At 39.8% G+C, this 23309-nt stretch carries 25 protein-coding genes and 1 riboswitch; of the genes, 9 read left to right on the forward strand and 16 right to left on the reverse strand.

Features of this window, described 5'->3' with window-relative positions; genetic code table 11:
- Nucleotides 1-35: 35 nt before the first annotated feature.
- The 12 genes from RGU12_RS22495 to RGU12_RS22550 form a co-directional block, all read right to left on the reverse strand.
- Nucleotides 36-1616 (reverse strand): hypothetical protein, encoded by a 1581-nt coding sequence (locus RGU12_RS22495; protein WP_309538043.1) that lies wholly within the window; start codon nucleotides 1614-1616, stop codon nucleotides 36-38.
- A 15-nt stretch (nucleotides 1617-1631) separates the two neighbouring features.
- Nucleotides 1632-2651, reverse strand: a complete 1020-nt coding sequence (locus RGU12_RS22500) for an ABC transporter permease subunit (protein WP_309538044.1) — start codon at nucleotides 2649-2651, stop codon at nucleotides 1632-1634.
- A gap of 203 nt (nucleotides 2652-2854) precedes the next feature.
- Nucleotides 2855-3850, reverse strand: coding sequence for a 4-hydroxythreonine-4-phosphate dehydrogenase PdxA (gene pdxA / locus RGU12_RS22505; RefSeq protein WP_309538045.1), 996 nt, complete (start codon nucleotides 3848-3850; stop codon nucleotides 2855-2857).
- Nucleotides 3851-3852: 2 nt separating this feature from the next.
- Nucleotides 3853-5142, reverse strand: a complete 1290-nt coding sequence (locus RGU12_RS22510; RefSeq protein ID WP_309538046.1) for a four-carbon acid sugar kinase family protein — start codon at nucleotides 5140-5142, stop codon at nucleotides 3853-3855.
- Nucleotides 5143-5257: 115 nt separating this feature from the next.
- Nucleotides 5258-6229 (reverse strand): 2-keto-3-deoxygluconate permease, encoded by a 972-nt coding sequence (locus tag RGU12_RS22515; RefSeq protein ID WP_309538047.1) that lies wholly within the window; start codon nucleotides 6227-6229, stop codon nucleotides 5258-5260.
- 154 nt (nucleotides 6230-6383) lie between these two features.
- Nucleotides 6384-8066 carry a PrpR N-terminal domain-containing protein gene (locus RGU12_RS22520; RefSeq protein ID WP_309538048.1) on the reverse strand — a complete coding sequence of 561 codons (1683 nt, stop codon included), beginning with the start codon at nucleotides 8064-8066 and terminating at the stop codon, nucleotides 6384-6386.
- A 207-nt stretch (nucleotides 8067-8273) separates the two neighbouring features.
- Nucleotides 8274-8657 (reverse strand): VOC family protein, encoded by a 384-nt coding sequence (locus tag RGU12_RS22525; protein ID WP_309538049.1) that lies wholly within the window; start codon nucleotides 8655-8657, stop codon nucleotides 8274-8276.
- A complete protein-coding gene (locus tag RGU12_RS22530; RefSeq protein WP_309538050.1) occupies nucleotides 8647-9669 on the reverse strand; it encodes an ABC transporter permease in 1023 nt (340 codons plus the stop codon). The genes RGU12_RS22525 and RGU12_RS22530 overlap by 11 nt, the downstream gene beginning before the upstream one ends.
- Nucleotides 9638-11170: a sugar ABC transporter ATP-binding protein gene (locus tag RGU12_RS22535; protein WP_309538051.1), complete on the reverse strand. Its 1533-nt coding sequence runs from the start codon at nucleotides 11168-11170 to the stop codon at nucleotides 9638-9640. Before RGU12_RS22535 ends, RGU12_RS22530 begins: the two co-directional genes overlap by 32 nt.
- A 43-nt stretch (nucleotides 11171-11213) precedes the next feature.
- Complete coding sequence (locus RGU12_RS22540) at nucleotides 11214-12290, reverse strand: sugar ABC transporter substrate-binding protein (RefSeq protein ID WP_309538052.1); 1077 nt, start codon at nucleotides 12288-12290, stop codon at nucleotides 11214-11216.
- Between the two features lie 161 nt (nucleotides 12291-12451).
- Nucleotides 12452-12608, reverse strand: a riboswitch (SAM riboswitch).
- Between the two features lie 211 nt (nucleotides 12609-12819).
- Nucleotides 12820-13647, reverse strand: a complete 828-nt coding sequence (lipL, locus tag RGU12_RS22545; protein WP_309538053.1) for an octanoyl-[GcvH]:protein N-octanoyltransferase — start codon at nucleotides 13645-13647, stop codon at nucleotides 12820-12822.
- Nucleotides 13648-13752: 105 nt separating this feature from the next.
- A complete protein-coding gene (locus RGU12_RS22550; RefSeq protein ID WP_309538054.1) occupies nucleotides 13753-14292 on the reverse strand; it encodes a CarD family transcriptional regulator in 540 nt (179 codons plus the stop codon).
- A 226-nt stretch (nucleotides 14293-14518) separates the two neighbouring features.
- Here RGU12_RS22550 and RGU12_RS22555 point away from each other — a divergent pair, with 226 nt between their 5' ends.
- The gene (locus RGU12_RS22555; RefSeq protein ID WP_309538055.1) at nucleotides 14519-14947 is read left to right on the forward strand and encodes a MarR family winged helix-turn-helix transcriptional regulator; all 429 of its coding nucleotides are present in this window, start codon (nucleotides 14519-14521) and stop codon (nucleotides 14945-14947) included.
- A 116-nt stretch (nucleotides 14948-15063) separates the two neighbouring features.
- Here the strand turns inward: RGU12_RS22555 and pta are convergent, their stop codons facing one another.
- Nucleotides 15064-16035: a phosphate acetyltransferase gene (gene pta / locus RGU12_RS22560; RefSeq protein ID WP_309538056.1), complete on the reverse strand. Its 972-nt coding sequence runs from the start codon at nucleotides 16033-16035 to the stop codon at nucleotides 15064-15066.
- Nucleotides 16036-16466: 431 nt separating this feature from the next.
- Here pta and hemQ point away from each other — a divergent pair, with 431 nt between their 5' ends.
- From hemQ to gerQ, 3 genes are all read left to right on the forward strand, one after another.
- A complete protein-coding gene (hemQ, locus tag RGU12_RS22565; RefSeq protein WP_309538057.1) occupies nucleotides 16467-17219 on the forward strand; it encodes a hydrogen peroxide-dependent heme synthase in 753 nt (250 codons plus the stop codon).
- A 215-nt stretch (nucleotides 17220-17434) separates the two neighbouring features.
- Nucleotides 17435-17857 carry a cell wall hydrolase gene (locus tag RGU12_RS22570; RefSeq protein WP_309538058.1) on the forward strand — a complete coding sequence of 141 codons (423 nt, stop codon included), beginning with the start codon at nucleotides 17435-17437 and terminating at the stop codon, nucleotides 17855-17857.
- Nucleotides 17858-17909: 52 nt separating this feature from the next.
- Nucleotides 17910-18398: a spore coat protein GerQ gene (gene gerQ, locus RGU12_RS22575; protein ID WP_309538059.1), complete on the forward strand. Its 489-nt coding sequence runs from the start codon at nucleotides 17910-17912 to the stop codon at nucleotides 18396-18398.
- Between the two features lie 36 nt (nucleotides 18399-18434).
- On the opposite strand, the gene RGU12_RS22580 is transcribed toward gerQ, so the two are convergent.
- A complete protein-coding gene (locus RGU12_RS22580; protein WP_309538060.1) occupies nucleotides 18435-18806 on the reverse strand; it encodes a DUF423 domain-containing protein in 372 nt (123 codons plus the stop codon).
- Between the two features lie 81 nt (nucleotides 18807-18887).
- Here RGU12_RS22580 and pxpB point away from each other — a divergent pair, with 81 nt between their 5' ends.
- From pxpB to RGU12_RS22595, 3 genes are all read left to right on the forward strand, one after another.
- On the forward strand, nucleotides 18888-19616 hold the full coding sequence (gene pxpB / locus RGU12_RS22585) for a 5-oxoprolinase subunit PxpB (RefSeq protein ID WP_309538061.1): 729 nt from the start codon (nucleotides 18888-18890) through the stop codon (nucleotides 19614-19616).
- A gap of 282 nt (nucleotides 19617-19898) precedes the next feature.
- Entirely contained in the window at nucleotides 19899-20657 is a 759-nt protein-coding gene (gene pxpA / locus RGU12_RS22590) for a 5-oxoprolinase subunit PxpA (protein WP_309538062.1), read from the forward strand.
- A gap of 5 nt (nucleotides 20658-20662) precedes the next feature.
- Nucleotides 20663-21589, forward strand: coding sequence for a 5-oxoprolinase subunit C family protein (locus tag RGU12_RS22595; protein ID WP_309538063.1), 927 nt, complete (start codon nucleotides 20663-20665; stop codon nucleotides 21587-21589).
- Between the two features lie 67 nt (nucleotides 21590-21656).
- On the opposite strand, the gene RGU12_RS22600 is transcribed toward RGU12_RS22595, so the two are convergent.
- Entirely contained in the window at nucleotides 21657-21944 is a 288-nt protein-coding gene (locus RGU12_RS22600) for a YwdI family protein (RefSeq protein ID WP_309538064.1), read from the reverse strand.
- A gap of 386 nt (nucleotides 21945-22330) precedes the next feature.
- Entirely contained in the window at nucleotides 22331-22609 is a 279-nt protein-coding gene (gene hbs, locus RGU12_RS22605; RefSeq protein ID WP_116351918.1) for a non-specific DNA-binding protein Hbs, read from the reverse strand.
- 257 nt (nucleotides 22610-22866) lie between these two features.
- Between hbs and RGU12_RS22610 the strand changes: the two genes are divergently transcribed.
- A complete protein-coding gene (locus RGU12_RS22610; RefSeq protein ID WP_309538065.1) occupies nucleotides 22867-23145 on the forward strand; it encodes an alpha/beta-type small acid-soluble spore protein in 279 nt (92 codons plus the stop codon).
- Between the two features lie 16 nt (nucleotides 23146-23161).
- Nucleotides 23162-23302, forward strand: a complete 141-nt coding sequence (locus tag RGU12_RS22615; RefSeq protein ID WP_309538066.1) for a hypothetical protein — start codon at nucleotides 23162-23164, stop codon at nucleotides 23300-23302.
- Nucleotides 23303-23309 lie beyond the last annotated feature (7 nt).

A 23309-nucleotide genomic window follows, 5' to 3' on the forward strand; every position in this document is an offset into this window, starting at 1 on the left:
GTTTGTATAACCAACAGTTCAGGGGTTTGAATCTGTTATCGGTAGCCGACTTCGATTTCGACTTGTTCGACTACCTTTTCCGCTGTTATGTGCATAATTACTGCCAGTTCACCTAAACCATAGTCTTTGTTTATCCAATGATAGCTGTTTTTCAACATGGGACTTGTTACATTATAAATGTATTCACTTTCATTTTTGTGCCATTCATTTTTTATCGTAGCATCAGTTGGCAAATGGTCGAGGATTAACTGGTAGGCTTCCTCCACTGTTGAAACTGGTTCTTTAAATGTAATCATGGGTTTCTCACATCTTCCCGTTCCAATTGTTCTGCACCTCAGTGTTAATGTGTCCGTCTCAAAATCTCGATCTGTTTTTTTCGCCATCTGGAACTCAAGGAATTCTAGCTTATCATAATACCCACCTTTTGTTGTGGTTGCTATAGTCTTTGCCTCAAGAGTTTCATTGTAAAAGGTATACATCCCATCACCAAATGGGTCATCTTCATTGATTTCTTCTTCCTCTACTACTTCTATCTCTTCTAAAGCTGGCGCATCTGCTTCAGTTGAATGTTTCATAGTACCGGTTACAATCATAGCGCTTATAGCTACCACAAACACAACCAGTGTTATTACACCTACCATTTTACTTGCAACCAACGCCTCGCCTACTCGTTCAGCCACTCGGTGCATGACCCTATTTTTCCCACTCGACATCTGCCTTTCAAACAACTTCCTAAAGCCTTCACTTAGCAATTGGAATGTTAGGAGGAGTAACGTTAGGGCAATCGCTGGGAATAACGGAATCCACAAAGCTTTCATTACCTCATATCGTGCCGCCGACAATAACCCTGGCCAGGTAAACAGTCCGGTTAAAGAGTTATATCCAGATTCATCATGAAAAACCCCACCACCTGGAATAAATTCAATCGCATGCTCAATAAAGTATTGGAATATTGCCAGCTGTCCTAATAATAAAGTGACCCTTGCCAAATCATTAAAAAAGTTGACGACCAAACTCTGGGCAACGGTGGGCAGATAATGCATCAATGATAATTGAAACGGGGTACTCCCCACCGTCATGCTTGCTTGGACAAACTCTTTTTGAGACACCTCGTAAATTTCATGAGCAAAAATATAGCTAACCCTTCCGACTTCGATGAGCGCTAATAATAGGACATTCCAATACACAGCATTTTCAAGCCCGTTTGTCTGGAAAATTTCCAATAGTAAAATCGCTGCGAAAATCGTGGGGATACTTCCAAACAAGGAATACCAACCATTGGAAACCATGTAAGCAAGACCTTTTTTCGTGGAGGCCAAAAAAGCCATTGGAATCGCAATAATGTAGCGAATCAAGGTGATTAACACGATAACTTTTAGCGTGTCCTTTGCTCCAAGAATAAGCATGCTTAAGATGTCCCTTGCTTCACGATCTGTTCCAAGTGGATCTTCTTTTGAAGGTGGGAATGGTGCCCTTCCAAGTTCACCTCCATCGTAAAACCTCATTCTATGCTCGGGAGGAGTGTGCTCAATAAACGAAAACTGTGGTCCAACAAAGCTAATAAATAACATGAGTCCAAAAAGTACGAAACCTGTCCAAAGCGACCAATTTTTCATAAGCGCTCCTCCTTCCTAGTATCCTACCTTTAAGTAAGAAATAATAAAAAGTACAAAAATCCAAATAAAGGCATATTGGACAATCACTTTTGTGATTCGGACCCAAATGTTACGCTTCTCTATTTCGTACTTGTTTTGCCAAATTACACTAACGATTTGGGTGATTAATAGAAGCAAGACAAAGCAGAAAGAAATTTCTACAATTAAACCTATTTCCGGATAATCTGCATAGGGTTGGCTTAGTGGAATTGATAAATTCAACCGATTAATCGATAGCATCATTCGCCAAGCAGCACCCTTATATGCCATCAGCCACTCAACAATTAATAGATTGGAAACGACATACGTCATGACAACACCAATATGCTGTAAGATTGAGCGCATGCATTTTTTCAGGATATGCTTATGTATAACAAGCCTCTGAGTTAATCCTTTCGCGCGAGCATATTGGATATACATCTCCCCATCCTCACTCGCAAGGGCTGTAAACGTAATTCTAGCAAAATACATCATGGGGTACAGAGATACAAGAATCCCCGGAAAAATAAAGTTAAACCACTGGTCATGACCAAAAACGTCAATAAAATTAAAGTGAATCATAATCACCCATTGTAGAACGATAATCATAAAAAAATCTGGTAAAGAATTGAGGACCGAGGTTACCCCTGTTCCTAAAAAATTCAGGTATGTATAACGATTTCGATAATCAAAGATCCCCTTTGCTATCCCTAAAGAAATCGCTAACAATAAAGCTGTTGCAATAACTGATAAACTTCGTGGGAAATATTCAAGGACGATCCCTTCATACGGCTCCTTATTTTTTGTTGCACCAAGACTTCCTTCGGTTTGTAGATTGCTAATTAATTGCTTGATCGTGTTCCAGCTCTCAGAAACAGGTAGCATCGTTTTTATCGTTGAGAAAAACTTCACAATATCCCCATTCCCTAAAAAATATGCAATTCCAAGAACAACAAGGCCGAAATAGAGAATCGAAATGAAATCCCGCCCACTAAACACTCTTATTCTTTTAAGCAACCAAATCCCCCCTTACCAGATTACCAATTGTAAAAAATAGGAATACGTACCTATAGACTACCATATATGTTATTTTCAGAAAATACCCATAATATGGGACGTAAAAAAACTATAAGAAGTTTCATGTAAGACTTGTCGAATAGATTACAAACAAAAAAAGCTAGGAAATGAATCTCCTAGCTTCAATCATGTTTTCTACTCAATTATCTTTTTGGAGCTAATTCAATTGCTGAATTAATTGCTGCGATCATGCTTTGCTCATCGGCAATGTTTTTGCCTGCAATATCAAAAGCGGTACCGTGGTCCACCGAAGTTCGGATTATTCCACCCTTTAGCCCAACCGTAATGTTTACGCCACTTTCAATTCCCATTACTTTAATTGGTGCATGTCCTTGGTCATGATAACATGCAACCACGATATCAAAATCCCCTCTGCCTGCTCTAAAGAAAAGAGTATCAGCAGGTAGCGGTCCAGTTACATTTATTCCTTCTGCTTGCGCACGCTCAATACCTGGTTGTAGTTTTTCCTCTTCTTCACCATATCCAAATAAACCATTCTCCCCAGCATGTGGGTTAATTCCACAAACAGCGATCTTTGGATCGTCAAATCCTGCTCTTGAAAGAGTCTCATGTGCTAATTTTACTACTTTATAGGTTCTCTCTGGATTAATACTGTTAATCGCATCAATTAATCCTATATGTGTAGTTAAATGAATTACTTTTAGATTCGGTGTTGTTAACATCATTGAAAAATCTTCTGTACCTGTTAAATCTGCCAAAATTTCTGTATGTCCTGGGTACATATGGCCGCCCTTGTGTAACGCCTCTTTATTCAATGGCGCTGTACAAATAGAATCAATCTTTTTATCTTTTGCAAGTTCAACAGCTTTTGCAATAAATTGAAACGCTGCATCTCCCGCAACTGGAGACACTTGTCCAAATGGTAAATCCTCAGGAATAATGTTTAAATCAATTACATCTATTGTACCTAATTCAAATTTAGCTTCCTCAGGGTCGTTAATAAGATTTATTTTTGCATTTGAATGAACAATTGGCTGTACTCGCTCTAAAATTTTTGCATCACCAATCACGAGTGGGCGGCAATTTTGATAAATTTCTTCATGAGTTAGGGCCTTTACAATTATTTCTGGTCCAATTCCTGCTGCATCTCCCATTGTAATTCCAATCACTGGCTTCATAATTATAGTTCCCCCTTTAATTTTTTGATGGCATTAATAAATACTTCCGGTGTACCGAACCCGCCAGCCTTTGTAATAACATATAAATTATCATGTCCAAAAAACTTCGATAGTGGGACACCAATTTCCAATTCATCCAATAACTCAAAGCCTTTTACATCCCATAAATAACAAATTTGCTTAGCAGTGTCTCCTCCGGTCATCGATACCCCTTTAAAATATCCCTTTTCCAAAAGGACTGAGCATACAGAGCCAATTGCCTTTACAATTTCATTACTTACCTCAGTATGTGTTAAACCCTTAGTTTCTCCAATATTCCATGCTTTTTCGATATCGTTTGCTTCACCTGTGGAATAGATAATAACATCTAATCCCTGCTGTGCTTTTTCCATCGCTAGATTATATACTCTTCTTATCTCTTTTTCACGTACATCTTCATCTGAAACGGACTTAAATGATTCAAACGCAATTGGATACACATTTGTATTTTCCATTAGAAACTGTAGCTGTGCCCTTGAATTTTTATTTACACTTCCAACAACAGTAAGTATTGGTCCTTCATTTTGGGGAATAATCAATTCTTTCTGCCTTTTGGGCATATCATAATAATCAGGTAAATAATTAGCAATTCCTGCCGAACCCACCCAAGAGAACTGATAACGTAGCTTTTTAGTATAATCTAAAATTTGTTCAAGATGATGTTCCTCGGTTGAATCCACAAGTATATACGGGATTTTTTGTTGGAAGTACGCATCTACTTTTTCTTGAATCCATGTAAAGCCCTTATCCAAGTCATCGATTGTAATCGTACCAATTTTTTGCTTTGTTTGCTCTTTTAAAAGATCAGGCAAATAGGATTGGGTAACAGGTGTCTTAGGATCCCTTGCAATTTCAGTTTCAGCAAGCGGAATCCCTTTTAAATAGTGGGTTGATTGTAGGATAGTGCGATTGTTTTTAGGATATCCTGGCGCAATCATCATGAAATCTGGTTGCAATACATCAAATACTGCATCAATTTCAGCACCAATATTTCCTCTCATCGTTGAGTCAAGTTTCTTAAATATATATGAAAAGCCTGCACCTTTTAAAAATTGGGCTGCATCTTTTACCTTTTGATAGGCTTCTTCACGATCAATAGATCGGCTATCTGTATCAAATACAATTGCTTCATAAGCATGAATAGATTCTCTATCTATATCAAACAATACGGAGGTTTTAAGACCATGCTGTGCTAATTGAACCCCGCTATCATTAGCACCCGTTAAATCGTCTGCTATGATTGCTAATTTCATTGTGTAATCCTCCTAAAAAGAAGAGAGCATTTTCGTCCCTCTTCTTTATTTTATAGCTATAAATCTTTTACTATAGTCACTTTGCTCTGAGATTGTTTCCATTTGAAACAAAATCTTAATTATATTTAGCTAACTGGCCATTTTTCTCTAAGCGTTTTGCTAAGAATCCTATTACAATTGGTAGTAAAATAGCTGTTGTTACAACACTTGCTGCGATTTGAACTGTTGCAAGTTCAGCAAATTGTGCAAAAGATGCATTAGCAGCAACTATAGCTGCCGGAGTTGCAACAGCATTCCCCGCTGTTGTACCTTCTGCTGCACCAACAAGTGGGTTCCAGCCAATCCATTTAAATACTAGGTAACCAGCACCACCAGTGAAAATTACTGTAATAACACCTAGTAAAATACCACTTAATCCACCTTCAATAATCGCTGTGAAGTTGATTCCCATACCTAGTGCAAAAGCGAAAAACGGAATTAACATGTCACTACCTTTGGTTAAAAACTCTTTCATTTCTGGATCTAAATTACCTAAAACCATACCAATAACGATAGGAAGAAGTACTGCAACGAATGATTGAATAGAAAACATTCCATCAACAAAGCCCATTGTACCAAAAATGGATAATGCGATCATAGTTAAGAATGGTCCATCATTTAGAGCTAATAGTGAATATGCGGCCTTGTCATCTTCTTTTCCGTATTGACCAACTAGGGCCATGTACATTCCACCATTACTATTTGTCATAGCCGCAATAATTGCAAGCGGAGCCATTCCTATGAATAATCCATTACTATCTGCTAACAAGTATGCTACTAATCCGAAAGCTGCCCCTACTACCCATTTTAATCCAAGTAATGTTGCACCTTTACCAAGTGATACCCCTACGTTTTTCACACTGATTTGTGCACCCGCAATAAATAAGAAAAGTGCAATCAATGTATTTGCTCCTGTTACGAATAACGATTCGGTAAAACCGCCAATTCTCAGCATATTTGGAAAGAATGTATTAATCGTTGCTGCTAGCAACAACGGAACAACCATCATTCCGCCGGGAATCTTATCTAAAGTTGCTTTAATTTTCATTTTGTTTTCCCCCTTATTTTCGTAAAGCGTTTACACTAGTAATATAGAATAAATCGTTTATAAAAGCAACACTTTTTTACTAAAAATATATTTAAATATTAAAAGTGTTTAAAAATGCAACAATCAACCTAATTAAAAAGCGTAAACCTAAAGATTACTCTTTAAGCTTACGCCATAAGGTTGCTCGATTAATTCCTAGCCGTTCCGCTGCTCTTGTTTGGTTATTATTTTCTGCTTTCAAGACTAATTTAATAATTTCCTTTTCGATTTCCTTTAAAGTACCTTGTTGAAAAATCACATCAGCCGGAAGATGCTCATTTGTAGCTACTCTTTCAATTGTTTCTTTTTGAATCACATAGTCCTTTTCATTTAAGGCAACCTGCTTAATAAGATTTTTTAGATTGTCGATATTATTAGGATAGGTAAAATTCTCCAAAAATCGTATTGCCTCACCGTTAATCTTAACTGGTATCGTTCCGTACTTTTGATTGTAATAAGCAATAAAGTATTGAGCAAGAATGCGAATATCTTCTTTTCTTTCAGATAAATCCGGCATTATAATCTTATTCATCTTTACCTCTTGAATAAACTCAGTAGGTAACATACTTTCTGTAAGGATGAAAATACGTACATGATGTGTCAGACACTCTTTTATAAAATGTGATAGCCTTTGATAGTCGTCTATATACTCAGGATGTATAAGTCTAATTGTACGAATATTCCTTAGTGGCATTTTATCCAAATAATCATGATCGAACTCTTTAAAATTAATTGTAAGGAGCAAGCCTTCATCCGAATATCTCTGATGAATATAACGAGTAATAAAGTCCTTACTAGTACCTTTTCTACCCTGTAAAAGGATTATTTGATTATTTTTATAGAGGGTTTCTATATGAATTAGTATATTCCTAATTACTTCCGACGCTGCTGCAATTGGTTCACTTGTCGTATCGGCATCAATAGAAAGACCCTTTTGTTCCAGAATAGAAACTGTTTTTTCAGTAACAATGACCTTAAAAGACTGTTGGTTCACTTGAATAAAATAGCCAGTTACATCAAACAAATTATCCTGAGTCATGAAGCTCCTTGTAACCTTCTGTTTATTTATTTCGAGGTCGGTAATTAATATATATAAATCAGCTTCGGTTAATGGGCTGGAGTGAAAATCATTCCAGCGCTCATAGATAATCTCATTTTTATCGTCCAATATCATCATATTTGGGTGGTCTTTTAAGATAAATTGCTCCATGACTTTCATTAGATAATTTTTGTCATTTAAATAACCATAAACCAGTTTCGCATCTTCTAACGCATTCATAATAGACTCTTTACCAGATTGAATTAAAAACCCCTTAAGACCATATGCGTTCGAAGTTTTAACTGTAATTACATCCCCTACAATTTGCTGATATCCGGAGTTTTTAAGTTCTAAGATTAAGGGTGCTACCTCATCAGAATCAGCAACCGTGAAAACTTTTAAGGGCAGATCCAATAAATCTATGATGGACTGAGCACCAGAGGTAATATTCGAAAAGCCAACAATCGCCGTCTTACTCTCCAAATTCGTAGCCAAAGATAGCGACCGAATCATGTCATACCCAGAAAGCTGCATATCGAGCACAGGGACACGGACATTTTTTTTAATTAATTGAGCCGTCCCACCTCTGCTAATAATAATCTCTGCCCCATTACTCACGGCATGAATCGCCTGCTTTACCCCTTCGTGTAAGTCACCTATTGAATAACGAATTTCAAATGTAGGAAAAAAACCAATGCATTCTTGAATAACTGGAATCATTGATTCATAGGGTGCCACGATGTGTATTTTAATGTTCATCTACACTTCAATCCTGCCTTCTAAATTTGTAAACACATACAGACCAAGTACTATTACATCATTTATATTACCATTTTTGAAAAGTGAGGTCATATATAATGTAAAATATGCAAGAACCTGGTGCCCCCTTCTGATCTTTGTCGAATAAAAAAAGGGACACCGCCCAAGTCCTTTGAAACTCGAGCGGGCCCATTTGTGATTTGTCATTTATTTTTGAAACAACTCAATCCATTCTCCGTCTGGCCCATTAAAGAACACATATTTTGCTCCACTTGGGAGGGTTGTGATGTTTTCATCGACAAATGTAACACCGTGCTCCTTCACTCTCGCTATTTCCTCTTCAATGTTTTCGACGGTAAACGCGATATGATGAACCTTTCCTTCTGTTGGAAGGTTTGGATTGTATCCAGAAATCAATTCGATTACCGTTTCATCTGAATCACTAAAACCTAGGAAAGCAAGCTTTAGCTTTGGGTCCACATGATCCTGCTTTTCTAGCAACTCCAAGCCTAGTACTCTTGTATAAAACTCAATCGTTGTATCTAAATCCTTTACTTGAATCCCCACATGTTCTAGTTTTTTAAGCGGCATGTTTTTGCTCTCTCCTTTTTCGAATCACCTTTGGTCGATATTTGACTCCAATGTACGTCACAGCTAGTGCCAAAACTAGTACGGAGCCTTTTACAATTTCAAATGCATAGTATGGTAGATTCAGCATTGTTAGTCCATTTAGTAGAACCCCAATGAGTGCTGCCCCAAAAAAGGTTCCGAGTGCATTTGGCTTACCCGCACCAAGCACGGAAAATCCAACAAACACAGCAGCCACTGACTCCATTAACAACGAAGCACCTGCATCAATTTGCCCTGAGCCAACGCGCGCTGTAAACAAGATCCCTGCCATTGACGCAAACACACCAGATACCGTATAAGCAACCAGCTTCACCTTGTTTGTGTTGATTCCTGATAGTCTTGCCGCTTCAGCATTTCCGCCTGTCATGTATAAAATCCGTCCCCATCTTGTATGGTTGAGAATCACATAAGCAAGAAGCACAAAAACAAGCATAATCCAGACTGGAACCGGGAGTCCTAGCATCTCGCCTTGCCCAATCCACAAAAATGCAGAACTAAACTCACCTGGTGCAGTCCCTCCGCTAGTTAATGGCATATGGTTGTAGATAGAGTACCCTTCCGTGTAGGTCCGGTGTAAACCTGACACGATATACATCATTCCAAGTGTCGCGAGTAGATCCGGTATTCCTATCTTTACGATTAAAAACGTATTGACTAGTCCTACAGCAACTCCAACTAAAAGTGGTAGAAGCAGAACCACCCAAAGCGGTAATTCATACCACACCATCAATGACGCCGTGATTACAACCGACAACGACATCGTTGACCCAACCGATAAATCAAAGCCGTCAACAACCAGTGTAAAGGTCACCCCTAACGCAAGGAGTGTCACGATTGAGATTGACCTTAAGATATCGGATAGATTGCCATATGAAAAAAAGGCATCATTTACAAAACTAAAATAGATTAAGATAAAGCTCATTAATACAATTGCCCCGTATTTAAACAAGAAGCTGATGATATTCCCTTTCATGTACGTCTTCCTTTCCACCGCTAGCATACAAGAGGATTTTATCCTGTGTTGCCTCTTCTCGCGAAAGTTCTTTCACAATTTCCCCGTCATACATGACTAGAATTCGATCTGAAATTCGGATGATTTCATCAATTTCAGAGGAAAAATAAAGGATCCCTTTCCCCTCATCGGCGAGGGAATAGATAAGCTGGAAAATATCCTGCTTTGCACCGACATCCACCCCTTTTGTCGGCTCATCAAACAAATAGAGATTCGCATTTCGAGATACCCATTTCCCAATTGCAACCTTTTGCTGGTTTCCCCCACTTAAATGCTCAGCCAACACTTCCGTATCTTTCGCCTTGATCCCAAGCAATTCAATGATAGAGCTAGCATAGCTTTTCTCAGCCTTCCGATCCATGAATAAAAACGGTGAGAATTTTTTCAAATTAGCAAAGGATAGATTCGTAGAGATTGACTCGTGAACGAACAGTCCTTCCTTACGACGCTCCTCTGAAACAAGTGCTACCCCCGCTTCAATTGCCTGCTGGGAATGCGTAAAATGTCGTGACTTGCCCTTTACTTTGACTTCACCCTGTTCGTAGGAGCGGAGACCAAACAATGTTTTCGCAAGCTCCGTTTTTCCGGCACCTACCAATCCAACAACCCCAACAATTTCCCCCTCGGAAACCGTAAACGATACATTGGCAAGCTTTTCTCCATCATCAAGACCACTCACCTCTAAAAGAAGGTCACCCCTCACTGTCTTCCGTTTCGTGGATTGTTCTTTATAGGAATTACCAAGCATCGTTTCAATAACGGTTTTTTGGGTAACTTCTTTCGTCGAAAAAGTAGTAATCGTTTTCCCATCGCGCATAATCGTTAAGCGGTCACAGATTTCAAACACTTCTGGAAGCCGGTGTGAAATAAAAATACAGCCGACTCCCTTATCCTTCAATGTTTTTACGATTTCAAATAGATGCTTCGTTTCTTCAATCGATAAAGGCGCTGTTGGTTCGTCAAAAATAATGACCTTTGCCTCATGGGCGAGTGCTCTTGCGATTAGCACTAATTGTTTTTCAGCTAGTGACAGCTCCAATGCTTGTTTCGTCATTGGAATGTCTGTTACATTCAAAAGCTTTAAAATCGAAGCTGCTTTTTCACGAAGCTTTCGTTTATTGATAAATAAGCTCTTTTCAGTCGAAAACGTATCTAGCAAAATGTTTTCAGCAACGGTGAGCTGCGGTACAATCACAGTGTCGACCTCTTGATAGACACAGTGGATTCCATGTGTTTTCGCATCCTTTGGATTACGAATGTTGATCGTTTCGCCTTCAAGGGTAATCACCCCTGTATCAAGCTCATAAGCACCCGATAGAATTTTCATCAGCGTGCTCTTTCCCGCTCCATTTGCACCAAGTAAGGCATGAACCTCACCAGCTTCTAGTTCAAAAGAAGCCTGCTCCAGCGCAATCACCTTTCCAAAGCTTTTTGTTATTTCCTTCATGTCGAGTAAGGGCATCTACATATCCTCCTTTACAGAGAACCTTTGAAGGCCCTCTCTTTTACTCTCCAGCTTCAAGCTTTTTCAACTCGTCTGTGTAGCCTTGTTCGCTTTTACCCCAGCCTTCAATGTACTGGTCAAGCTCGGCAGTTGTTATTTGTTCTCCTGGAAGTGCATCCTTTGTTACGAAAACAGGTTCTAATTTTACGCGTTCAGGTGTTTCGTCACCGTTTAGTTTTTGGTATGCAAAACGAACTTGGATACGTCCGATATCTTTTGGATCAACCGCTGCCGACGCAACCCATGGGCTATTATCCGCTTGAATCATTTGTAAATCCTCATCGCTCATGTCAATTCCGTACACTTTAATATCTGTACGTCCTGCTTGTTGAATGGCACGAACAGCACCCTTTGCAAACTCATCCCACGCTGCCCAAACCGCTGTAATTTGACCTTCCTCAGGGTATTGTTTTAAAAGAGCTTCCATCTGTGCTTGTGTATCTAAAGCCGTGTTTGCCGTAGCGGCACCAAATGTTGCGATCTCTTTTATGCCTGTGTTGTTATCAAGAAACTCTTGGTAGGCCAACTGACGTCTTTCCATTGGTGCGAAGCCCGCAACCCAAATTTTTACGATATTTGCTTCACCACCAGCGTCTTCTGCCAATTTTTCAAGTGTCATTTGTGCCATTTGCTGGTCACCTTGTTCAAGAACGGTTACACCTTCCACTTCCACTTCTGCATCAAAAACAACAACTGGAATTCCTTTATCGACTGCCTTTTGAACAGAACTTTGTAGTGCTTCCTTTGTTCCATGGTCAATTAAAATGGCATCGAAGCCCTGGTTTAACGCTGCATCTACGTTTGACGCCATTTTCGCGAGGTCACCATCAGATGTAAAAACCGTTGTTTCTCCTGCGAACTTTTTCACTTGTTCCTCAACACCCTCAATATATTGCGCTGAGAATGTTCCTAAGTTTTGCTGCATGATTAACGCAACTTTTTTGTTTGCTAATGGATGATCAGAATTCTTTACTTCTGTACTATCTGTTTTCGTTGTTTCTTCAGCTACTTTCGGTTGGCAGCCAACTAGTACTGCAATAATTAATAATGTCGTGAATAATAGTTTTGATAATTTCATTTAATTTTCTCCCCTTCTTTTGTATGTAATCTTATTTTTCACATCTGTTTACTCAAGTTGAAAACCCATCACTCTCCTGTTTGTTGAGGCTTCTTTTTGAAGATGTAAAAAAGCCTCTTTCTTATCAGAAAGAGGCTTGAAGCATACAAAAGTCTTCGCACCTCTTATCTACCAGAAAGAATCATCCTTCTGTTGGAATTAGCACCGTGCCTTGCGGGTTGTTTACCCGGCGAACTAAGTCGCCCCATTTCACAATGGTATTACGGTCGGTTGCTGGGCGTCATCGGGCCAAATCCCTCAGCCTACTCTTGATAAGAGAAAATACAGCAATCATATTCAAATATCTTACTTGACGAGAATCATATCATGGTCAAAAACAAATTTCAATATTTTTATTATAAAAAATATTTTAATAGTGGGAAAGGAAGTAATTTGCCTTTTTTCGTATCATGACGCATATGTGCCCGACTAACGCGCAATTAACAGCTTCCACAAAAAAAGGGACCAGGAGAACCGTCCCCCTGGACCCTTATAATACTTTGTTATTCCGTTCGAGCACTCGTAAAAGGTTTTGCTCGAATAATGGCATTTCTTCTTCGGTAAGCTGTGAAGCGAAGATACTTTCACTTTCGTTTTTTAGGGTTTGAAGTAGCAGTAACATGACGGTTTGGACAGTAAGATTAGGATCAATCAATTCTGCCAAGGACGCCATCGTTTCGGGCTTTACATCCGGATAGACAAATTTCGTCTCTGCCCCTTGCAGCCCCACCTCGTAAAATTTTCGAATGATTTCTGCACGCTCAGATCCACTTCCTGTCACACCTAAATATATTTGGACAGCCACCCCATTACGAAGACGACGCTGGGAGATTCCTGCAAACTTTTTCCCATCTATACTTAAATCATAACTTCCTGGACAATATGAACCGACAACCTCTCGTGCTACTATGTCGACTTCATAGCCATCGAACATTTTTCGAATCAACTCAAGCATTGTATCGTAGCCACGGTTGATATCAATGCCTTTTTCTGTTTCAGGAAAGATAAGCGAGATGTTTAGCACTCCCTCATCAAGAACCACTGCTAGTCCGCCCGAATTTCGTACGATTGCACGAAAGCCCATTGACTCAAGGAGCTCTATCCCCTCCTCAAGAAAGGGAAGTTTCGTATCCTGAATCCCAAGCACAATGGTCTGATGATGAACCCAGGCCCTTGCAGTAGCTGGTGAATCTCCTTTTCCTACAAATGCACAAAGCGTATCATCTATCGCAAACGATTGCAATGCATCAAATTGATAGCCTAAACTTGATTGATCTATAATCCGCCAGCTTGGCTGGTGTAAAAGACTTTCGGTCATACGTCATACTCCTATTACACAAAAGGTACTTTTTTAAAAATCGCAAATGCAAATGAACCCTAAAAAACCAGGCATTGCCTGGTTTTAACATTCCCTATTTTACCTTTAATTTACGAAATTGGCTACCTCGTGATGGGAGGTCTTGCTCATTTTTTGCGCAATCATACGATTAATATCTTTCTCGATGGCCTTTACCGTCGTATCCAACGTAATGGCTAACTCTTTAAAAAGTATTTTTTGAATATGAAGGAGAAGTCTACGGTCATGTTCAGATAACTTCTTATCAATCATTTCAAATTCATATTTTTTACTCATTAATGTATTTAAAACGCTCGAAATTTCTTTTCTGTCTCCAGAAGAAACGATTTCAGAATAATTTTTATGACGTTCTGACGCATGATCAATCCACTGAATTCCCGGTAGCTTAAACGAGTCCAATATCTCCTCTGACTCACTTTTCCCAATGATTTCTCGCATTAAATTGCGGTCATTGTCTACTGGATTTTGAATCGTCAAAGTACTATCCTCAATTGGGCTCATAATATAATAATTTCGAGTAATCCCAGAATATGTTTTCTCACAAATATCATCTATTCGACAAATCCCCTGATTTGAATAAATCACCAGATCCCCAATATTAAACATGTACCATGCTCCTATCCAATGGATTGTCAACTTAGTTGACTATACTTATCATACTCCATTTTGCGAAAAATGTCAACTTGGTTGACATTTGAAGATTATCATCTCTACGGGTTGTAATAAAGACAAAATCCCCTAACTGTAGTTATTTCGCGGTTTGTCAACTCAGTTGACAATGTCTATCGTTTTTTGTATAGTAATGACGATTATTAAAACGGGAGTGGAATGTATGGATCCTGTACTTCAACAATTAGATCTCATTGACCTTATAAGTGAAAGGCATGGTCAACTTCGTGGTATTGCAGAAAAATTATGGAATGAGACTAGTGACATCGCAATCTCAAACTCCGAATGGTACATCATGTCGAGAATATATAAAAAGCAACCAACAATTGCATATGTTTCAAAAAATGTAGACATCTCGAGACAGGCTACTCATAAGTTTATAAAAAACATGAAGGCGAAAGGGCTCGTTAACGTAATGGATGTCGAACACAATAGAAAAGAAAAATCGATTGAACTCACATCATTTGGTGAGGAATGTTATGAGAAAAATGAGGCGCTTAAAGCGAAGATTGAAAAGCAGCTCGCTGAAAAAATCGGGGATGACCAAATCAAACTTCTTAAAAATGTATTAAAAATGGATTGGGGACTATGATTGTTAGGTTTGAGTCCAAGGATGAGGGTTTACTGCCACTATTCCAGAAATACTGCCACTAACCAAATACAACCACAAAAAATGGCCATGTTCCCTGACATGGCCATTTCTCATTCCTATAAAGCTTGTGCTGCTGTGATTAATGCAAGCTTATACACATCTTCATCATTACATCCGCGTGATAGGTCATTTACCGGCTGATTTAAGCCTTGTAAAATAGGACCTACTGCTTCAAAATTTCCAAGGCGCTGTGCAATTTTGTACCCGATATTACCTGCTTCAAGACTTGGGAAAACAAATACATTTGCGTCACCCTTAATCACGGAATCCGGTGCTTTTTTCTTAGCTACAGAAGGAACAAATGCCGCATCAAACTGGAATTCTCCGTCCAATACCAAGGCCGGATTCATTTCTTTTGCAATCTTAACTGCGTCTACTACCTTTTCCGTTTCAGGAGACTTCGCAGATCCCTTTGTTGAGAAGCTTAGCATTGCAACTCTTGGCTCAATATCGAACATTTCTGCTGTATTGGCACTCTCTATTGCAATTTCCGCTAAATCCTGGCTGTCTGGTGCAATATTGATCGCACAATCAGCAAATACATATTTCTCATCTTCACGAACCATGATAAACACACCAGAAGTCTTCTTTACACCGTGCTTTGTTTTAATAATTTGAAGAGCAGGGCGAACTGTATCTGCTGTAGAATGGGCAGCACCACTTACAAGTCCGTGTGCCTTACCAGTGTATACAAGCATTGTTCCAAAGTAGTTTTCATCCTTAAGAATTTTGCGTGCATCCTCTTCCGTTGCTTTCCCTTTACGTCTTTCAACAAATGAAGCAACAAGTTGGTCAAACTCTGGGTAAGAATCAGCATCATAGATTTCCACTCCATCAAGTGAAACGCCTACCTCTTTTGCTTTGCTTTCAACCGCAGACTTCTCACCAATTACGACTGGCACAAGTACCTTTTCACTTGCTAAACGGCTTACTGCATTTAAAATACGCTCATCTAGTCCTTCAGGAAACACAATTTTCATGTCCTTTCCTGATACCTTTTCTTTTAATTGAGTAAATAAATCGCTCACTTTTATACCTCCTAAATCTCGTGCATTTACATGCTTTTATGTAAATTGGGTCATCCAGTACCCCGATCAAATACACCTTGGCGTATTTGCCGCCCGATTTTTTTCGAGCTTGCTCGAAAAACTTCCATTGAAAAATCGTGGCATCCGCTGGAGGCTTTAACTTTATTTAGTTGGGGTTCAACCCCTTCTGAATTAAGTTAAAACTGCCAACCATAAGGATACGGCTTTTTTTACAAAATGAAAACTAAAAAGCCTTAGAATTCTTGTGACAGTATTATGACACTATCTTCAATTTTCCCAACAACCTTACAAATTACTCACTCATGCTTATGTTCACAAAATTGTCCGGAGTTTACTAAGTTGGCTATAGGGGAAACTATGATATAGTAGTGGTTGAATACATAATCAATGTAATACGAGGAGTGATAGTAATGGCTGAAGCAGCACAAACGCTTGATGGCTGGTATTGCCTTCATGATTTCCGTTCGATTGATTGGACATCTTGGAAAACTCTTTCAAGTGACGAGCGCCAAGCAGCAATTCATGAATTTCTTGGTCTAGTTGAGAAGTGGAATAAGACTCAAAGCGAAAGCCAAGGAAGTCATGCATTATACACAATTGTTGGTCAAAAAGCTGATTTCATGATGATGATTCTTCGTCCAACAATGGAAGAGTTGAATGAAATCGAAAACGAATTCAACAAAACAAAGCTAGCTGAATACACAATTCCTACTTATTCGTATGTATCTGTTGTTGAATTAAGTAACTATATGGCAGGCGAAAGCAAAGAGGATCCATACCAAAATCCTTATGTACGCGGACGCTTATACCCTATCCTACCAAAAAACAAATATGTGTGCTTCTATCCAATGGACAAGCGCCGTGATGGCAATGACAACTGGTACATGCTTTCAATGGAAGAACGCAAGGAGCTTATGAGAAGCCACGGTATGATTGGCCGCCAATATGCTGGTATTGTAAAACAAATCATCACTGGCTCTGTCGGCTTTGATGATTACGAATGGGGCGTAACCCTATTCTCCGACGATGTACTTCAATTCAAAAAGCTCGTTTATGAAATGCGTTTTGACGAAGTAAGTGCACGCTATGGTGAATTCGGTGCATTCTTTGTAGGAAACATTTTAACCGAAGAAAAAGTTCCACAATTTTTACACATAAATTAAAAAAAAGAGAGGGCTTCCTCTCTTTTTTTTCATCCATATTCATAATCCTTTTTCCTCTCTCATACAATTCAATGATGAATCCACTAAACATATCCACCAGAAATCTAATAAAGTATCCCAAAAACGAATCTAGAAGTAGGAACCCATTTTTCACCTTATCAATAAGTTAATAAAGAGACTTTCGACAAGTCTTCTTTTTTAAGTGAGGTGAGAAAATGGCAGTAGTTGCGCACACGGAGGAAGATGTAAAGCTATTAGCAAGGCTATTACGTGCTGAGGCAGAAGGCGAAGGCAGGCAAGGCATGCTATTAGTAGGGAATGTTGGGGTAAACCGTACGAGATCTCGTTGCCTGGATTTTAAGGACATTAACACCATTCGAAGAATGGTCTTTCAAAGTCCTGGAGGCTTTGAAGCGACGCAAAAGGGCTACTTTTACCAAGCCGCTCGACCAACTGAGATCGCACTTGCACGAAGGGTACTAAAGGGGGAAAGATTTCACCCTGCCAGGTTTTCATTGTGGTTTTTTCAACCATCAGGAAACTGTCCGGCACAATGGTATAACCAGTGGAACGTAGGACGGTATAAGGCACATTGCTTCTACCAACCTACTCAGGAGGATTGTCCTGGCGTGTTTTAAGGCAATTCGCCTTTTAGAAAAAAAGTAAAACATATTCTGAGGAGGGCTTACATTGAGTAAAGACAATCAACAATCGCAAAATCCATATGAAGCTTACGGGTATAACCCTCAAAGCTATGGACAGTATGGATTCTACATGGATCCACGCCAATTCGGATATACGTATCCGACCCAACAGCAACAAGGGGGCTTTCAGATGCCACAAACGCCAACTTTCGCTCAAACGGGTGGTATCGCACAAAATGTACCGGGGATGCTTCCACTTGAAGAATCCTATATCGAAAACATTCTTCGCCTGAACAAAGGTAAGGCTGCGACTGTATACATGGGCTTTGATAACACCAACCAACAAAAAGTATTTAAAGGGCTTATTGAAGCTGCAGGACGTGACCACCTGATTTTAAGTGATCCACAAACAGGTATGCGCTACTTATTGTTAATGGTCTTCCTACAATATATTACGTTTGACGAAGAAATCGAATATCAATATCCATTTGGCGGTGGAGCCCAACAAGGTCTAGTATCTTACCCACCACGCTAAAAAGAAGGAGTGTCCACGGACACTCCTTTTCACATACTATAAATGTTTTACGGCTGCCACCATCAATAAAACCCAGCCTAGTAAAAAGGCTACACCACCAAGTGGAGTGATGGCACCTAGTATTTTAATTCCAGATACACTTAATACATACAAGCTTCCTGAGAATAAAATAATCCCGACAAATATGCTCCAACCAGCTGTCGTAATCAGGTTTACCTGTGAAAACTTGTCCGCTAAAAACGCCACAATAAACAAGCCGATGGCATGAAACATTTGATATTGAACCGCTGTGTTCCACGTTTTTAAATATTTTTCTGTGATTTTACCTTCTAATCCATGTGCACCAAAAGCACCCAGCGCAACCGCTAAAAATGCATTAATCGCTCCCAATATTAAAAATAGTTTCATTTTCGTTCTCCATCCTTTTTTGAAAATTCCTATTTCATTTTAACATATTCATTATAAGATAGTAGTAAGAGGTGTTTTGTTATGGACCTAGACATATTACCTGTCGGAGACATGGCCTTACAGATTTTTTACAACAGACCGGCTTCAAAAGACTTGCAGAAACAAATCCAGAGAACGACTAAACAAATTGAGAAAATGAGGTTACAAGGGGTCGTCGAGCTTGTCCCTGCTTTTCAATCGATCACGATTTACTATAATCCCATTCTCACTTCCTATAAAAGTCTTTCTGAGCAGGTTTCAGAGATTTGCAGAGGAATATCTCCAATCGAGAACGACACTTTAAAAGAGGTAATCGTTATTCCAACCTGCTATGATGGCGAGGACCTTGAGCATGTTGCGCTTAATTCAGGACTATCAACGGAAGAAGTCATATCCATACATAGTAGTGTTGACTATCTCGTCTATATGATTGGCTTTTTACCAGGCTTCCCTTATTTAAAAGGGCTTTCAGATAGGCTTGCAACACCGCGTCTATCAAACCCTAGACTTAAAGTTCCTAAAGGGGCAGTTGGCATCGGCGGTGACCAAACTGGCATTTACCCACTCGAATCACCAGGAGGCTGGAATCTCATTGGTCGAACACCGGTACCATTATTTGACCCTAAAAAGAGAGAACCTTTTTTACTGAAAGCAGGGGACTTTCTACGGTTTACACCGATATCGGCTGATGAATATCAGGAAATTGAAAATCTCGTAAACGAAAATCGATACAACTTTATTCAGCAGAAGTCCCAAACTTCTGCTAAATAAAGTAAAGCCTCCGGCGGATGCCACGATTTTTCAAAGGAAATTTTTCAGCATTAACTGGCACTAAGCCCTCACTGAGGGCAATTGCCAGTAAAAGCCTGATTGGTTCAACTAACAATCTGCGGAAAAATACATCCACAGATTGAAGTTTCACTGTATCTCGCATAAGATCAAAGACTAAGAAAGCCACTTCCTGTGGCAACGTCTTTATGACCCACTTCCTGTGGGCATAAAAATTGGGCGCAAATACGCCAAGGCGCATTTGATAGGTTGAGGTGAAAATAATTGAAAACGATTGATTTAAATTGTGATTTAGGAGAAAGCTTTGGAGCTTATAAAATCGGCAACGATGAGCAGGTATTACCACATATCTCTAGTGCCAACATCGCTTGTGGGTTTCACGCTGGCGATCCACATGTGATGAGTCAAACCGTCCAGCTCGCGAAAAAATATGACGTTGCCATCGGTGCCCACCCTGGTTTCCAGGACCTTGTTGGGTTTGGCAGAAGAGCCATGGCCGTTTCCCCGTCTGACGTCTATGATCTCGTGATCTATCAAATCGGGGCCCTTTCTGCCTTTTGCCAGGTGCATGATGTGAAACTCACGCATGTAAAGCCACATGGAGCCCTTTATAATATGGCTGCAGTCGATACAAGCCTTGCTGAGGCGATTGCAAAGGCAATCGCTAATTTTGACCCTACACTTGTGTTATACGGTCTTGCCGGTAGCAAGCTAATCGAAGCAGGGGAAAAATACGGACTACATGCCGTTTCCGAAGTTTTCGCAGACCGAACCTATCAGCCTGACGGAACCTTAACCCAAAGAACCGAGCCAAACGCCGTCATTCATGACAGCAACCAGTCCATCAAACAAGTTCTGCAAATGGTGAAAGAGCAAACCGTCCAAACGATTACTGGCGAAGTCATTCCCATCAAAGCAGACTCGATTTGTGTTCATGGAGACAACATTCATGCCATTCAATTCGTACAAAGGTTAAATCACGCACTAACCAATGAAGGCATCACAATTAAGGCAATCAGGTGATTTAAATGGGACAACCACTTTTTACCGTCCTTAAAAAAGGGCTATATACCACTTTTCAAGACTTAGGTCGCTATGGGTATCAACAATTTGGAGTCGTCACAAGCGGCGCAATGGATTCATATTCAAGCCAACTCGCAAATATTCTTGTCGGCAATCCAAGGGGTGAAGCTGTACTTGAAATTACTATGATTGGACCAACATTACTTGTTGAGGCAGACACAATTTCAATCGCAGTATGTGGTGCTGATTTAAGCATGACCGTTAATGGAAATAAAGCTCCGTTATGGAAATCCTTTATCGTGAAAAAAGGGGACATTATCCGGTTTGGCAAACCAGTTTCAGGTACTCGCACATACTTAGCGGCGGCTGGTGGATTTCATGCAGAGGAAGTACTCGGAAGCAAATCGTATTACCCGAAGGCAAAGCTTGGAACGGAAATCAATGATGGGGATATTCTTTATGGAACTAGGAGTCGTTTCCGAAAAAATACCGGGCTCTCGCGTCATTTTATTCCAACGTTTGAAAAAGAGATTACAGTCCGCGCCATTCTGGGACCACATGACAATTATTTTACAGAGGATGCGATCGAAAAATTCTTCACAGATCTTTATCGAGTTGTTCAAGGCGATCGAATGGGCTATCGATTACAGGGGACAACGCCGTTACAGCATAAAGACAAAGCTGAAATCCCATCTGACGCCATCCCACTTGGTGGCATTCAGGTCCCAAGTAGCGGTGAACCCATCATCTTATTAGCCGATCGACAAACGACAGGAGGCTATCCCCGGATTGCAACCGTCATTTCTGTTGATATTTATAAAATTGCGCAACTGGCACCCGGTGGAAAGATTCGATTTGAGCACTGCAGGATCGAAACCGCGCACGAACTCTACAAAAAAAGAGAAAAATTTCTTGAAAACCTTCAGGGATAACGTTACCCTGAAGGTTTTTTTTCACGTCCAGGATATCGGACAAAGCCCAAAATAGGAAAATCTCTACTTAAAAATCAAATAGAGAGTCTCCGTTTGCATCGTCTTCTTCTAATTTTGTTGAGTTTTGAATCGTCGTTGGTTGCATCGTCTGAATGGGTTGCACAACCTTCGGCATTGGCTGCACTGGCACAGTTTCAACCCGTCTCACCTCAGCTGGTGCCTCATCCAAAACAAGGTCACATAATGTTCGAATTGCCATTAACCGCTCTCTTACCTTTTGTTCACTTGCTTCACTTTTTGCCATCTGTAATTCTTGTTGCATTTTATCTAAAATCTTACCGACAGATATATTCATAAATTTCAACCCCTATGCCCGAATATCTACGTTGTAGGAAGGCTTCTGCTTCGTCTGTAGACGCTTTTCTTCAAACTTCATACAATGTGCCCCAGAGGACCGAAATACCGTGATAGACGGCATCGCCTGCGTTTTAAAGTTGAAGGCACGACACCCGCGAGGAAATTTCGGGTCCCATGTCGTGTAAAAGTGTTTGCATTTTAAGCAATTGACTCTCTTTTGCATCCCTTCACTACCTTTTTGTAAAAATCGATACTCTCATTTTCCCATGTAGGAGGATGCGCGTCAAACTCACATGTTGTCAATCTAGCAATTTGGAGTCTAACCGTATGAAAAAACCCCTCAGATCATCTCTGAGGGGCATTTACGCAGATCATTATGTAAAATTACTTACCAGCAACTGCGTCTTTAAGAGCCTTACCTGGTTTGAATGCAGGTACTTTGCTAGCTGCGATTTCGATTTCTTCACCAGTTTGTGGGTTACGGCCTTTACGAGCAGCACGCTCACGAACTTCGAAGTTACCGAATCCGATTAATTGTACTTTATCTCCGTTGCTTAATGCATTTTGAACAGCTTCAAATACTGCATCTACAGCTTTTGTTGCATCCTTTTTAGATAGTTCTGCACTTTCAGCAACTGCACTGATTAGTTCTGTTTTGTTCATTTTAAATTCTCCTCTCCAAATAAGCACATATTCTTTTTACCACTTTTTTCATAGGTTCGCAAGATATTAAGCGAAATTTCCCTATTAAACTGTTGGTATAAGCTATTACATCACTAGATTAGTCAAAAAACAAGCATTTCAAACTAATTTTCGATAAATATTTTAAAAATTTCTTGTTACTACCAAGTTTTACCGAAATTCTAGTTTTTATACTTGGAAATACTACTAAAAAATGAAGCATGAAAGGAGGACTCAACATGGCACGAAGAAAACGTCGACCACTTGTTCCAGAAGCAAGAGAAGAACTTGACCAATTAAAAGCAAACGTCATGAAAAAGCAAGGGTATAAAACAGACCCAACTAATCCCGACAACGTAAAATATGAGGTCGCAAGGGAACTAGGAATCCCACTAAATGATGAGTACAACGGCAACCTTACATCCAAACAAGCCGGAAAAGTAGGTGGAAACATCGGTGGCAATATGGTCAAAGAAATGATCCGCATGGCACAGGAGAACTTAAATAAACGGGGGTAAGGAGGCATTCTTCAATATGGCAAAGACCAAAAACCGTGTCGGTCAATCCAATCATGGTCAGTACAAGGTTGCAAAAGGACCAAAAGCAAGAGAATCTGGCTATGAAGCAAGCTATGAGTACACAACAGGTAATGAAATAGGAAGGAAAGATCAATAATTCTGCA

Origin of the sequence: Ferdinandcohnia sp. QZ13 (genome assembly GCF_031324165.1) — a bacterium.
Lineage (GTDB): Bacteria > Bacillota > Bacilli > Bacillales > Bacillaceae_L > Ferdinandcohnia.

Excerpts from the sequence above, each read along its gene's own strand:
- RGU12_RS22495 (WP_309538043.1), bottom strand. The coding sequence starts at position 1,616 with ATGAAAAATTGGTCGCTTTGGACAGGTTTCGTACTTTTTGGACTCATG.
- pdxA (WP_309538045.1), bottom strand. The coding sequence starts at position 3,850 with ATGAAGCCAGTGATTGGAATTACAATGGGAGATGCAGCAGGAATTGGA.
- RGU12_RS22510 (WP_309538046.1), bottom strand. The coding sequence starts at position 5,142 with ATGAAATTAGCAATCATAGCAGACGATTTAACGGGTGCTAATGATAGC.
- RGU12_RS22515 (WP_309538047.1), bottom strand. The coding sequence starts at position 6,229 with ATGAAAATTAAAGCAACTTTAGATAAGATTCCCGGCGGAATGATGGTT.
- RGU12_RS22520 (WP_309538048.1), bottom strand. The coding sequence starts at position 8,066 with ATGAACATTAAAATACACATCGTGGCACCCTATGAATCAATGATTCCA.
- RGU12_RS22525 (WP_309538049.1), bottom strand. The coding sequence starts at position 8,657 with ATGCCGCTTAAAAAACTAGAACATGTGGGGATTCAAGTAAAGGATTTA.
- RGU12_RS22530 (WP_309538050.1), bottom strand. The coding sequence starts at position 9,669 with ATGAAAGGGAATATCATCAGCTTCTTGTTTAAATACGGGGCAATTGTA.
- RGU12_RS22535 (WP_309538051.1), bottom strand. The coding sequence starts at position 11,170 with ATGCCCTTACTCGACATGAAGGAAATAACAAAAAGCTTTGGAAAGGTG.
- RGU12_RS22540 (WP_309538052.1), bottom strand. The coding sequence starts at position 12,290 with ATGAAATTATCAAAACTATTATTCACGACATTATTAATTATTGCAGTA.
- lipL (WP_309538053.1), bottom strand. The coding sequence starts at position 13,647 with ATGACCGAAAGTCTTTTACACCAGCCAAGCTGGCGGATTATAGATCAA.
- RGU12_RS22550 (WP_309538054.1), bottom strand. The coding sequence starts at position 14,292 with ATGTTTAATATTGGGGATCTGGTGATTTATTCAAATCAGGGGATTTGT.
- RGU12_RS22555 (WP_309538055.1), top strand. The coding sequence starts at position 14,519 with ATGGATCCTGTACTTCAACAATTAGATCTCATTGACCTTATAAGTGAA.
- hemQ (WP_309538057.1), top strand. The coding sequence starts at position 16,467 with ATGGCTGAAGCAGCACAAACGCTTGATGGCTGGTATTGCCTTCATGAT.
- RGU12_RS22570 (WP_309538058.1), top strand. The coding sequence starts at position 17,435 with ATGGCAGTAGTTGCGCACACGGAGGAAGATGTAAAGCTATTAGCAAGG.
- RGU12_RS22580 (WP_309538060.1), bottom strand. The coding sequence starts at position 18,806 with ATGAAACTATTTTTAATATTGGGAGCGATTAATGCATTTTTAGCGGTT.
- pxpB (WP_309538061.1), top strand. The coding sequence starts at position 18,888 with ATGGACCTAGACATATTACCTGTCGGAGACATGGCCTTACAGATTTTT.
- RGU12_RS22595 (WP_309538063.1), top strand. The coding sequence starts at position 20,663 with ATGGGACAACCACTTTTTACCGTCCTTAAAAAAGGGCTATATACCACT.
- RGU12_RS22600 (WP_309538064.1), bottom strand. The coding sequence starts at position 21,944 with ATGAATATATCTGTCGGTAAGATTTTAGATAAAATGCAACAAGAATTA.
- hbs (WP_116351918.1), bottom strand. The coding sequence starts at position 22,609 with ATGAACAAAACAGAACTAATCAGTGCAGTTGCTGAAAGTGCAGAACTA.
- RGU12_RS22610 (WP_309538065.1), top strand. The coding sequence starts at position 22,867 with ATGGCACGAAGAAAACGTCGACCACTTGTTCCAGAAGCAAGAGAAGAA.
- RGU12_RS22615 (WP_309538066.1), top strand. The coding sequence starts at position 23,162 with ATGGCAAAGACCAAAAACCGTGTCGGTCAATCCAATCATGGTCAGTAC.